Genomic DNA, 10,239 nt, shown 5'->3' on the forward strand with positions numbered 1-10,239 from the left:
GCCACATTGGTCGGGCCGAAGGAGAGCCAGTGGATACGGGTCACCTCGCCCGTACGCTCGGCGCAGCGGGTGGCCTCCGCGATGTGGGCGTCCACCAGGGTCTGCTGCTCCGCGCGTGCGGCGATCACCGAGGCGCCGAGGTGGAGTTGGCCCCGTACGGCGAGCGCCTCCCGGTCCTTCCCGGCCGAGGACACGATCTCGTGCCCCGAGGTGATGAGCCGCTGCCCGATCCGGTACTCGCCCTCCCGGAAGTACACCAGCGCCCGCATGTACTGGCGGATCGCCGACAGACACGGGTCGGAGGCGCGCCGGGCCGCCCAGTCCATCCGGTCCAACGCGACGGCGGACAGGTCGTAATAGCCGAGCTTCACGCTCACGTCGTGCGCCGTACGGTACGTGGAGGCCAGCGCCTGCCACAGCTCCGACGACCCAGACCGCCAAGCCGCGGTGGTCAGTTCGGTGATGGTCGCCGGCAACTTCCGAGCCGCGTTGCGCAGATGGGTGGCCCGCACCAGTACGCAGAGGTGCTGGGCGGCCTCGATCAGTTGCCCGGGGGAACGTTCCGGAATCGTTTCGTCGGCGCCGAGGTCGTACAGGTCCAGCGCCTCGCGGATGGGCCTTATCAATTCGGTCAGCCGGTCCTGCTGGAGCTCGGTGACGTACGGCTGACCCGTCAGCACCGATACGTCGATCCGCAACACCTGGGCCACCGCCGCCACGAAGTCGAGGTTCGCCGGTTTGGCACCGCACTCGACCTGGTTCAACAGGCTGTACGAGTAGGGCAGCCGCGCGGCCAGTTGACGTTGCGTCAACCGCGCCAATCTGCGCTGCTCCTTGATGCGGGTGCCGGTGTGCTCGCCGACCTGGCTGGGCATGCGTTCTCCGTTTCTACACGAGTCACCGGGAAGGTACCCGCGCCCGCTGTGAGCGCGGGTGTCATCAGCCTCGATACCACTCGTTCCGGGGGCGGTTGCGTCCGGATATGGGCGCGGGGTGGTATGGGCCACATGACGACTCTGTACGTGTTCTGTTCTGCTGCCCCTCCGGTGTTCGACGTATTACGTGTAGTGAGAAATGCGCAGGAGCGTGGGTGGGATGTCTGCCTGGGTCTCACACCGACGGCGGCACGGTGGCTGGCGCCCCAACTGCCCGCGCTGGAAGAGGTGACCGGGCACCCGGTGAGATCCGAGTACAAGATGCCCGGTGATCCGGACGTCTGGCCCCCGGCGGATGTGATTCTCGTCGCGCCGGCCACCTTCAACACGCTCAACCAATGGGCGCTCGGCATCACTTCGACCTTCGTCGTCGGAGTGGTCGCCGAGGGTACCGGCAAGGACATACCGATCGTGGCCGTGCCCTGCGCAAACGCCGCCTACGTGCGGCATCCGCAGTTCGGGAGGTCCCTGGAGACCCTCCGCGAGGCGGGCGTGAACGTGCTTTTCGGGCCCGGCGGATTCGAGCCCAACCGGCCGGGAGAGGGGAGACCCGAGGCCTTTCCGTGGACTCTGGCGCTCGACGCCGTGGACTCGGCCGTCAGTTCGGCGCCGTAATCTGTACGCATGTCCACTTTTCCTCCGGCGCCTGCTCCCGTGCGCTCACCTGACGCGGTGAACGCGGACATCCGCGCACTGTGGCAGTGTTCGGGCGGAAGGCTGTCGCCGGAGGGCGAAGCGACGTATCAACGCCTGCTGGTCGAATGGGCGTCCGCGATGCACGCCGACATGGCTGAGGCGGCCTGACCGGCGGTGCCCCGCCTTCCCGGTCCTGCCGCCTCCGTCCCGCCGCCCGGCGGCTCCTCGTCCCCGGACAACACGCGGGCGGGCCCGCGTACTCGCGGGCCGGCCCTGCTCCACTCGCGGGCAAGGCCCTGACTCACTCGCAGGCGACCCCGTCGCCGTCGCGGTCCAGGTGCGCGCCGAAGCCGGGTTCGCCCCGGTGGATGGGGTTCGCCCCGGCGGCACGGACGGCCGTGCAATTCGCGTAGTACGTCGCGGTGTCGGCGGGCGGGCTGTCGGCGTCGTCGTCGGTCCCTGCTCCGTCCGTGCCAGACGTGCCCGAACTGCCCGATGGGTGTGAACTGCCCGACGTACCCGACGTACCCGACGTACCCGATGGGTGTGAAGTGCCGTTCTCCGCGCCTTCGTCGGAGGCGTCTGCGAAATCGTTCCCGGCCTTGTCCGCCGCCGGTTCCGGGGCGGCCGTCACCGTCACGGTGACCGTCGGTGCGGGCTTCGGCGTCGCGGTGACGGTGGCCGTTCTGGTGACCGTCACGGTCGGGGCCGGCCTCGCCTTCGCCGCGTTCTGGGCGTCCTGCGCTCCCGGAGCGGGATCGCCCGATGCCCCGATCCCGACGCCGACGAAGAACAGCAGGCCGGCAGCGGGGAAGAGGACCCGCTTCCGGGTCCACTTGGGGCGCGCGCCCGGGGCGTGCGACGGTCGCGTGTACGGGTTGGTGCCCGCAGGGACGGGTGGTTGGAAGGACATGGACGAACCCCTTGGGCGAGCGTGCGGACGGTCGGTGGAGGCCCGAACGTAGCCGTGGGCGAGGACCTGGCGGAGCCGTATCCTCCGCTGGTGATGAAGCCGTGACAGTACGGTGAAGGGGGCGGTACGCGGCGTTCGAGACGGCGGGCCGGCCGCCGTCGGGATGCGCGCCCGGCGGGCGCGGGGCACCGTGGACGCATGGCTGTACATCCGCCCGTGATCGTCTCTCCGCCGTCGTCGAACGGTGCGCGGAGAGTGACGGTGCACGGGCGGATCGTGGGACTGGCCCACGGACGGGGAGAGGTGGCCGCGCTCCTCCGCACGGCGGGACTCGTACCGGACGGAGAGGAAGCCGACCTCGATCAGCCCGACCTGATCGAGTGGCGGGGCGGAGATCTCGACACCTGGAGGTGAGCCCGTGAAACTCCACCGCACCCCGCGGGCGCGGACGTCGATCGAGCCGCCTCCCGGCTTCTACACCCCGCTCGCCACCCCACCCGACGACACGCAGCGCAGCCTCATCCTCGACTGGGCCGTCACCCAGCGGATCGCCGACGGCTGGCGAGTGGAATCACGTTCCGCCGCACAGGCAGTCCTCGTCCACGGACAGCCCGCCAATCACGTACTTCACGCCTTGCTGACCTTGTGCACCTGCTTCCTCTGGGGCCCGGTCTGGCTGGTGCTGGCCCTGCTCAACAAAGTCGAGCGGGCCGTTCTGACCGTGGACGCGCAGGGGCACGTCGTCACCGTCGTCGCGCCCTGAACGGGCTCACCCGCCCCGTAGCCCGGGGCCCGCGAAGGAGAGTGGTCCGGACCGCGGCGGCCACTGGGCTGCGGCGGGGACGATGTTCGCGGGCGTGCCGCTTCTCGTGGCTCCATCGGCATCGACGCCGTGGTCATCCGGGCCCTGTGCACGGACCGCCGGAGAGCGGTGATCCGAGAGCCTTCCGCGCCTTCCGGCAGTGAGGAGGCCCGGGGACCGTTGGAACCCAATGGGGCCTGCCGGCGGCGGGGCTCCTGTCAGTGGTGGGGGTCACACTGGAGTCATGTGCCGCAGTATCAAGACGCTCCGCCCGCCGGCCCTCCCCGAGGAGGCCACCGAGGAGGACATGAGAGCCGCCGCCCTGCAGTTCGTACGCAAGGTGTCCGGCTTCCGTGCCCCCGCAGCGCACAACCAGGAGGTGTTCGACCGGGCCGTGGACGAGATCACGGCCGCCACGCACCGGCTTCTCGACGGCTTGGAGGTGCGGGGCGCCCACACCCACACGGCCGCGCACGGCTGACCGAGGTCTCGGGCCGTTCCCCAGGGCCCGCTGCGGACCCGCGGAGGACCCGCCCAGGGGTCGGCGGACGGCTCAGGGTGCGGGGGTGAGGCCGACCGGAGCCGGGGCCGCCGCTGCGGCTGCCTCGGCGAGCGCCTGCTGCGCGGCGGCTGCGGGGCGGCGCATCACGAACGCGGCCAGGCCGCCCGCGACGAACAGCGCGAGTACGGAGATGGCGGTGCCGAACCAGGTGGCGCCCAGCCACTGGCCGCCGAAGTAGCCCAGCCCGACGCTGTAGCCGGCCCAGGCGACACCCGCCACGGCCGACCACGGCAGGAACTCCTTCACCTTGCGGTGCGCGGCGCCCGCGCCCAGCGAGACCACGGACCGGCCCGCCGGGGCGAACCGTGCGATCACGACGAGCGCGCCGCCGCCGCGGTTGAGCGCCGCGCCAAGACGTTCCTGCGCCGAGGTGAGCCTACGGGAGCGGGCGATGGCCCGGTCCAGCCGTTCGCCGCCCCGCCAGGCGAGGCGGTACGCGACCAGGTCGCCGAGGACCGAGGCCGCGGCGGCGCTCAGCGCGAGGAGGAGCAGGGACGGCACCGCTTGGGTCGTCGCGCCAGGAGTGCCCGCGACCGTGGTCGATCCGGCCGCGGCGGCGGTGGCCGCGGTGATCACCAGGACGCCGCTGGGGAGGACGGGGAGGAACACGTCCAGGAGCACGGAGAGTCCCACCACGAGGTAGACCCATGGGCTGCTGGTCAGCGCCCCCACACTCTCAAACACGTCCTACTCCCCGGTTCGTATCAACGCCGCGACGTCGCAGGGGAGCGGCAGGAGCGGCAGGGCCAGCTGTACAGCGTACGCCCGCGGTTCACCCGTGAGTCGCCGGGGGAGGGCGGGTGTTGTGCACCTCACGTGCACCGCCGCGACGGGTGCGGCCGGGACTCCTGGGAGTACGCGTGGGGAAGGGGGAGTACGCGTGCAAAGGCCCGGACCCGCCGGGGGACTGGGCGGGTCCTGGCTCCTGGGGGTGGACCGGTCAGACGCCGACGGCGGCGGACCGGCCGGACGGTCCGCGCTTCTCGCCGGGCAGCTCCGGCGTGCGCCTCAGCAGCCGGTCCACGGCCGCCGCGCCCGGTCCGGTGAAGGCCAGCAGCAGGAACACCCAGCAGAAGACGGCCGACGGCTCGCCGTCGTTCTGCAGGGGGAGGGGCCCGTGCGACTGGTGCACCGAGAAATACGCGTACGCCATGGAACCGGAGGAGATGAACGCGGCCGTACGGGTGCCCAGGCCGAGGACGACCAGGACGCCGCCGACGAGCTGGATGACGGCCGCGTACCAGCCCGGCCAGGCTCCTACCGGGGTGGTGGTCCGCCCGAGGACTCCGAAGAGGGAGGCCGCGCCGTGGCAGGCGAAGAGGAAGCCGGTGACGATGCGGAACAGGAAAAGCGCCCAGGGCTGGGCCTGTTCGAGGGGCGAGCGCGTGGACGTGCGGGGGGAGGTGAACGGGGACATCGGAAGGACACTCCTACGGTCGTGGGGACGGGCAACCGATCGAGTGGCTCAACCCAGGGGCGGCGCGGAGCCCCGGAAGGGAAGATTCCGGGGATGATCGAAAGGGACTACAACCCCTCGGTCAGCGAGCGATCCATGATTGTTTCCAGCCGGACGCCATCCGGAGAGGCCGCCTTCCTACCGGATTCCCCTGTCGCGCCTGTCGCGCCTGTCGCGCCTGTCGCGCCTGTCGCGCCTGTCGCGCCTGTCGCCTCTGTCGCTCGTGTCGCCCCGTTGCCTGCTGTCGCTGCCTTCTCCGCCGTTCCTGCCGCCCCGGTCGCCCCGGTCCTCGCCTTCGCCGCCCCCGTCTCCGCGGATTTCCTCGCCCTCCGCGCCCGCACCAGTTCCAGCCGTGCGCTCCGGCCGTTCAGGGTGAGGGTCATCAGCTGGTTCCCGAACCACGGGCCACCCGTCCGCCGCCACCGCACCGGCGGTTCGGCGGTGCGCCCGTGCCGGGCCAGCAGCGAGCCCAGCCACGTCCCGGCCCGGCTCCAGCCGAACCGGAAGCCCGCCCTCATCAGGGCCGGAATCGAGTTGTGGACGGGCGAGCAGGTCAGCTGGAACACCCTGGCCTCCGGCCCGTCCGTGGCCCACCGGGGCTCGGCGACGTACGCGTGGTGGACGTCGCCGGAGAGTACGCACACGGTCGCCGGGGCGCCCGGACCGCCGCCCGCCTCGCGTACCAACTCCGTCAGCTCCCGGAACGACTCGGGGAACGCTGCCCAGTGCTCCAGGTCCGCCGCGCGGCGCAACTTCTCGCCGAACCGGGCCCAGCGACCGTCCGGCCCGCCCCGCACGCCCCGGCAGAGCGCCGCGTCCCACGCCTCCGCGTCGTGGATCAGCGGCGGGAGCAGCCACGGCAGCGAGGTCCCGATGAGGAGGTGGTCGTACGAACCCGGCGCGTCCAGCGCCGCCTCGCGGACCCAGCGGGCCTCCCCGGCATCGAGCATCGCGCGGTGCTGCTCGTCGAGGACCCGGGCGGCGCGGCTGTCCACCACGAGGACCCGGACCCGTCCGAAATCGCGGCGGTAGCTCCAGCGCACCCCGGAGGGGTCCGCGTCGGCGGTGGCCGCGAACCGGCGCAACGCCTCGGTGCCGTCCGGGACGGAACGTATCCGCGCGTACAGGGGGTCGGCGTCCAGATCGGCGGGGGAGAGGTTGCCGAGGTGCTGGTAGACCCAGTACGACATCAGGCCGCTGACGATCCGCTCGTGCCACCAGGAAGTGGCCCGCATGTCCGCCTGCCACGACTCACTGGTGTTCCAGTCGTCCACGACGTCATGGTCGTCGAAGATCATCAGGCTGGGGACGGTGGAGAGCAGCCAGCGCACCTCGGGGTCGCGCCAGGACTCGTCGTAGAGGTGGGTGTACTCCTCGTAGTCCGCGACCTCCGCCCCCGGCGGTTCCTCCGGATCGCGCCGCTCGGCGATCCGGTGCCGGGTCGCCTCGGAGGTCTCGTCCGCGTAGATCTGGTCGCCGAGGAGCAGCAGGACGTCCGGGCGTACGGCGGTGGGGTCGGCCGCCAGCCGGGCGGCGAGGGCGTCGAGCGCGTCCGGGCCGATGGGGTCCTTGCCCGGCGGGCGCAGAGGGGAGCCCGGCGCGAAGGGACTGCCACCCCCGGGCGGAGCGGCCCAACGGCACGAGCCGAAGGCGACGCGCAGCGGGACCCGCGACGCCTCGGCGGGCGCCGGGGCGGTGATCGTGCTGGGCGGGAACGGTGAGCCGGCGGGCGGCCACACGCACCGGTCGCCGATCAGCACAACGTACGGGGTGGTCGTGCCGGGTGTCAGCCCGGCCACCACGACCAGGGCGTAGTGGTGGCCGGTCACGGCGAACGTCGGTGAGCTGCCGGACGCCCCGTCCGCGCAGCGCACGGTGACCGTGCACGGCCGGTCGGCCTCGACCCAGACGGTCGCGGTGGTCCCGGACGAGTGGTCCACGTACCGAAGCAGCGGTCCCAGCCGGAGCCCGGCCATCTGTGCCCTCCTCGCGCCGTCGTGGACGGATCTTCTCCGTACGGTACGGAACGAGAAGGCGGTACGGAACGAGGAGGCCGTAAGGATGCGGGCGCGGGCGTCTTCCGGAGCGGGCCGGGGCGTGTTCCGGAGCGGGCTGTGCGGTACGGCTGGTGGACGCGGGCCGTCCTGGTCGGGCGGCCCGCGCCCGGTGGGTCAGCAGCCGTTGAGGGTCGTCGTCAGCGCGGTCTTCTCCGCGGAGTCGATGGTGAGCTTGTAGTAGTACTTCACCTGCACCCAGGCCCGCACGTAGGTGCAGACGTAAGCGGCGCGGGACGGGAGCCAGTTGGCGGGGTCCTTGTCGCCCTTGGACTGGTTGACGTTGTCCGTCACGGCGATCAGCTGGGGGCGCGTCAGGTCGTTGGCGAACGCCTGGCGCTGGGCGGTCGTCCAGCCGCTGGCGCCCGAACGCCAGGCCTCGGCCAGCGGAACCATGTGGTCGATGTCGAGATCGGAGGCGGCGGTCCAGGTCGCGCCGTCGTACTGCGAGTACCAACTGCCGCTCGTGGCCGAACAGCTGGTGTTGGTCACGACCGAACTGCCGTCGCGCTTCAGCACGGTCTCGCGGGTGTCGCAGGCGCCGGACTGGGTGATCCAGTGCGGGAACAGGTCGCGACTGTAACCGCTGGTCGTGCCGGCCGCCGCGACCGTCAGCTGGCCCAGGTACGTACGGGCGGTGGCCGCGCTGACCGGGGTCGGCATGGCGGCCTGGGCCGACGGTGCGGTGAGCAGCGCGGTGGTCGCGGCGAGTGCGGCGGAGGCAGCGACGACGGCTATGCGACGCGCGTAGAACTTGGGCATGCGAACTCCTCTGATGTGGGGGGCGTTGACCGGGCTGCTCGGGGTGGAGCCCGGTCATCGTCGCGGCGCCAGGTTTCCTTGGGGTGGGCACCAGGTAACAGCGTGGCGACATGAGCACGTCACATCAAGGGGGCGAGCAAGGGAACTGGCGTGCCATCAGGGGCCCGTGTGGGTGGCCCAGTTGGCCCGGTTGGCCCGGTTGGCCTGGTTGACCCGGGTGGTCCTCGGGTTCCAGTGGGCGGTCCTGCCGTCCGGGCGCGCCGAAAAGCCCGCCGGCGCCATGGGCGCTCCGGCGGGCTTCGGGTGGTGCGGGTGGTGCGGGTGGGTTCGGGTGTGCGCCCCGGTGGGTCGGGGCCCGATGCGAGTCCTATCGGCCTTCGCGGATGTGCAGCTTCAGCGAGCCGTCGTCGAGGGTCTCCACGCGGACCTGGGTGAGGTCGTCGACGTGGGCGTCCGGGGAGAGGGCCGCCGCCCGCGGGCCCACGCCCACGACGCGCATGCCGGCTGCCCGCCCGGCGGCGATCCCCGCCTCCGAGTCCTCGAAGACGACGCAGTCGGCGGGGGCGAAACCGAGCTCGGCCGCGCCCTTGAGGAATCCTTCCGGGTCCGGCTTGCTGGCGCCGACGCTCTCGGCGGTGACGCGGACCACGGGCATCGGCAGCGAGGCCGCCGCCATCCTGGTCCCGGCGAGAGCCGCGTCGGCGGAGGTCACCAGGGCGTGCGGGAGGCCGGCGATCGCGGCCATGAACGCGGGGGCGCCGCCGACGGGTACGACTCCGTCGGTGTCGGCGGTCTCCTCGGCCAGCATCACGCGGTTGTCCGCGCGGTTCTCCTCCATGGGGCGGTCCGGGAGGAGGATCGCCATCGTGGCGTAGCCCTGCCGCCCGTGGACAACCTTGAGGGCGGCCTCCGGGTCGAGCCCGTGCCGCACGGCCCAGCGGCGCCAGCAGCGCTCCACGACGGCGTCGGAGTTGACCAGGGTTCCGTCCATGTCGAGGAGGACGGCACGGGCGGCGAGGACGGTGGCCTGCATGAGCGAGCTCCAGAGCACGTGAAGTGCGTAGGGGACGCGTGCGCCACGGGCGCGAAGACGTGCGGCGCACGAAGAACAAGAGCAGCCCCGCCCGCCGGTCAGGGAGTGCGGGCGAAGCCACTTTGTTCCATCACGATACAAAAACCTGTCCCGGAATGCCAATCCCCGGGGCGCGGGGCATCGCCCGCATGGACGGCGACGACCCCGCCCGCCCCGGGGGACCGGTCAGTGCCTGCTCTTCCCGGACGTCGCCGCCTCCAGCGCGCTCCGGGTATGGGGCCCGTACACGCCCGAAGGGTCGCCCTGGATGCCGTGCATCGCCTGGTACGCCGACACGGCCATCCGGACCCGGTCCCCGTAGGTCGAGTCGATCGGGCCGAAGTAGACCCGTGCCTCCCGCAGCCGGTTCTGGAGTTCGGCGACCTCCGATCCCGAGTCGCCTTGCTGCAGAGTGCCGCCGGTCAGGGGTGCGGTCGTGGCCGGGGGCGAAGCGTCGACCGGCGGTGCGGAGGTCGGATTGCTCGGCGTGGGCGACTGCATCCCGGCCGAAGCCGTCGGCGCCGCGCTCGCACCGGCCGAGGGGGACGTGGAGGTCGTGGCAGAGGCGGACGGGGAAGCCGACGCCGTCGTGGCGGAGGGTGAGGCCGTGGCGGAGGCGGACGCGGAGGAGGACGGTTCCGCCGGTGCGTCCGTCGCCCCTGCGGTCGAGTCCGGAACGCTCGTCGTGGACTCCGGCGCGTTCTCCTGCCGGGCGGCCTCGTCCCCGTCGAAGACCCCACCGAGGACCGAGGCGGTCCCGATCATCACGACCACGGCCGCCGCGACTCCCAGCGCGACGAACGGCCGTTTGCGGCGGGGCTGGACGGGGTCGGGCCTCTCCGCCCCGCCCCCACCCGCCGAGCCGCCCCCCGGCGTGGGTGCGACCGGGGGCATCGGCCCGGCGTGCCGTACCGGCCCGCGCGCCTCCGGGGGTACCGCCGGCAGCCGCATCGTCTCGACGTCGGGTATCGACTGGTACAACGCGGACACCGACTACAGCGTCTACGGCCAGGTCCTGCGCGCGGTGACGGGTGAGAACCCGAACCG

The 10,239-nt window shown here is 72.2% G+C and carries 14 protein-coding genes and 1 pseudogene; 6 read left to right on the plus strand and 9 right to left on the minus strand.

The features are described from left to right. Window positions 1-875: helix-turn-helix domain-containing protein (locus tag ACWD3D_RS26905; protein ID WP_451463371.1), on the minus strand; the 875-nt coding region annotated here is incomplete at its 3' end. 132 nt (window positions 876-1,007) lie between these two features. Between ACWD3D_RS26905 and ACWD3D_RS26910 the strand changes: the two genes are divergently transcribed. Together ACWD3D_RS26910 and ACWD3D_RS26915 are read left to right on the plus strand one after the other, a co-directional pair. Next, window positions 1,008-1,550, plus strand: coding sequence for a flavoprotein (locus ACWD3D_RS26910; protein WP_451463372.1), 543 nt, complete (start codon window positions 1,008-1,010; stop codon window positions 1,548-1,550). A 9-nt stretch (window positions 1,551-1,559) separates the two neighbouring features. Further along, complete coding sequence (locus ACWD3D_RS26915) at window positions 1,560-1,739, plus strand: hypothetical protein (RefSeq protein WP_450776275.1); 180 nt, start codon at window positions 1,560-1,562, stop codon at window positions 1,737-1,739. A 133-nt stretch (window positions 1,740-1,872) separates the two neighbouring features. On the opposite strand, the gene ACWD3D_RS26920 is transcribed toward ACWD3D_RS26915, so the two are convergent. Beyond that, window positions 1,873-2,484 carry an excalibur calcium-binding domain-containing protein gene (locus tag ACWD3D_RS26920; RefSeq protein WP_451463373.1) on the minus strand — a complete coding sequence of 204 codons (612 nt, stop codon included), beginning with the start codon at window positions 2,482-2,484 and terminating at the stop codon, window positions 1,873-1,875. Window positions 2,485-2,682: 198 nt separating this feature from the next. On the opposite strand from ACWD3D_RS26920, the gene ACWD3D_RS26925 reads away from it, so the two are divergent. The 3 genes from ACWD3D_RS26925 (at window position 2,683) to ACWD3D_RS26935 (ending at window position 3,767) form a co-directional block, all read left to right on the plus strand. Next, on the plus strand, window positions 2,683-2,898 hold the full coding sequence (locus ACWD3D_RS26925; RefSeq protein ID WP_451463374.1) for a hypothetical protein: 216 nt from the start codon (window positions 2,683-2,685) through the stop codon (window positions 2,896-2,898). A 4-nt stretch (window positions 2,899-2,902) separates the two neighbouring features. Then, on the plus strand, window positions 2,903-3,247 hold the full coding sequence (locus ACWD3D_RS26930) for a hypothetical protein (protein WP_451463375.1): 345 nt from the start codon (window positions 2,903-2,905) through the stop codon (window positions 3,245-3,247). Between the two features lie 283 nt (window positions 3,248-3,530). After that, complete coding sequence (locus ACWD3D_RS26935; protein WP_451463376.1) at window positions 3,531-3,767, plus strand: DUF2277 domain-containing protein; 237 nt, start codon at window positions 3,531-3,533, stop codon at window positions 3,765-3,767. 72 nt (window positions 3,768-3,839) lie between these two features. Here the strand turns inward: ACWD3D_RS26935 and ACWD3D_RS26940 are convergent, their stop codons facing one another. From ACWD3D_RS26940 to ACWD3D_RS26970, 7 genes are all read right to left on the minus strand, one after another. Further along, window positions 3,840-4,532: a DedA family protein gene (locus tag ACWD3D_RS26940; RefSeq protein WP_451463377.1), complete on the minus strand. Its 693-nt coding sequence runs from the start codon at window positions 4,530-4,532 to the stop codon at window positions 3,840-3,842. A 256-nt stretch (window positions 4,533-4,788) separates the two neighbouring features. Further along, window positions 4,789-5,265, minus strand: a complete 477-nt coding sequence (locus tag ACWD3D_RS26945; protein ID WP_451463378.1) for a DoxX family protein — start codon at window positions 5,263-5,265, stop codon at window positions 4,789-4,791. Window positions 5,266-5,372: 107 nt separating this feature from the next. Next, window positions 5,373-7,280, minus strand: coding sequence for an alkaline phosphatase D family protein (locus ACWD3D_RS26950; RefSeq protein WP_451463379.1), 1,908 nt, complete (start codon window positions 7,278-7,280; stop codon window positions 5,373-5,375). Between the two features lie 195 nt (window positions 7,281-7,475). Further along, entirely contained in the window at window positions 7,476-8,120 is a 645-nt protein-coding gene (locus ACWD3D_RS26955; RefSeq protein ID WP_451463380.1) for an HNH endonuclease family protein, read from the minus strand. 156 nt (window positions 8,121-8,276) lie between these two features. Next, entirely contained in the window at window positions 8,277-8,402 is a 126-nt protein-coding gene (locus ACWD3D_RS26960; RefSeq protein WP_451463381.1) for a hypothetical protein, read from the minus strand. A gap of 85 nt (window positions 8,403-8,487) precedes the next feature. Further along, a complete protein-coding gene (locus tag ACWD3D_RS26965) occupies window positions 8,488-9,153 on the minus strand; it encodes an HAD-IA family hydrolase (protein ID WP_451463383.1) in 666 nt (221 codons plus the stop codon). A gap of 225 nt (window positions 9,154-9,378) precedes the next feature. Continuing rightward, a complete protein-coding gene (locus tag ACWD3D_RS26970; RefSeq protein ID WP_451463382.1) occupies window positions 9,379-9,693 on the minus strand; it encodes a peptidoglycan-binding domain-containing protein in 315 nt (104 codons plus the stop codon). On the opposite strand from ACWD3D_RS26970, the pseudogene ACWD3D_RS26975 reads away from it, so the two are divergent. Further along, window positions 9,680-10,239 (plus strand): annotated as a pseudogene (locus ACWD3D_RS26975) (hypothetical protein); the annotation flags it as partial. The gene ACWD3D_RS26970 and the pseudogene ACWD3D_RS26975 sit on opposite strands and share 14 nt — an antisense overlap.

This window comes from Streptomyces sp. NPDC002690, from assembly GCF_053592415.1.

What these genes read in the sequence shown, in the direction of transcription:
- ACWD3D_RS26910 (WP_451463372.1), top strand. Translation starts at nt 1,008, where the DNA reads ATGACGACTCTGTACGTGTTCTGTTCTGCTGCCCCTCCGGTGTTCGAC.
- ACWD3D_RS26915 (WP_450776275.1), top strand. Translation starts at nt 1,560, where the DNA reads ATGTCCACTTTTCCTCCGGCGCCTGCTCCCGTGCGCTCACCTGACGCG.
- ACWD3D_RS26920 (WP_451463373.1), bottom strand. Translation starts at nt 2,484, where the DNA reads ATGTCCTTCCAACCACCCGTCCCTGCGGGCACCAACCCGTACACGCGA.
- ACWD3D_RS26925 (WP_451463374.1), top strand. Translation starts at nt 2,683, where the DNA reads ATGGCTGTACATCCGCCCGTGATCGTCTCTCCGCCGTCGTCGAACGGT.
- ACWD3D_RS26935 (WP_451463376.1), top strand. Translation starts at nt 3,531, where the DNA reads ATGTGCCGCAGTATCAAGACGCTCCGCCCGCCGGCCCTCCCCGAGGAG.
- ACWD3D_RS26945 (WP_451463378.1), bottom strand. Translation starts at nt 5,265, where the DNA reads ATGTCCCCGTTCACCTCCCCCCGCACGTCCACGCGCTCGCCCCTCGAA.
- ACWD3D_RS26950 (WP_451463379.1), bottom strand. Translation starts at nt 7,280, where the DNA reads ATGGCCGGGCTCCGGCTGGGACCGCTGCTTCGGTACGTGGACCACTCG.
- ACWD3D_RS26955 (WP_451463380.1), bottom strand. Translation starts at nt 8,120, where the DNA reads ATGCCCAAGTTCTACGCGCGTCGCATAGCCGTCGTCGCTGCCTCCGCC.
- ACWD3D_RS26960 (WP_451463381.1), bottom strand. Translation starts at nt 8,402, where the DNA reads ATGGCGCCGGCGGGCTTTTCGGCGCGCCCGGACGGCAGGACCGCCCAC.
- ACWD3D_RS26965 (WP_451463383.1), bottom strand. Translation starts at nt 9,153, where the DNA reads ATGCAGGCCACCGTCCTCGCCGCCCGTGCCGTCCTCCTCGACATGGAC.
- ACWD3D_RS26970 (WP_451463382.1), bottom strand. Translation starts at nt 9,693, where the DNA reads ATGCAGTCGCCCACGCCGAGCAATCCGACCTCCGCACCGCCGGTCGAC.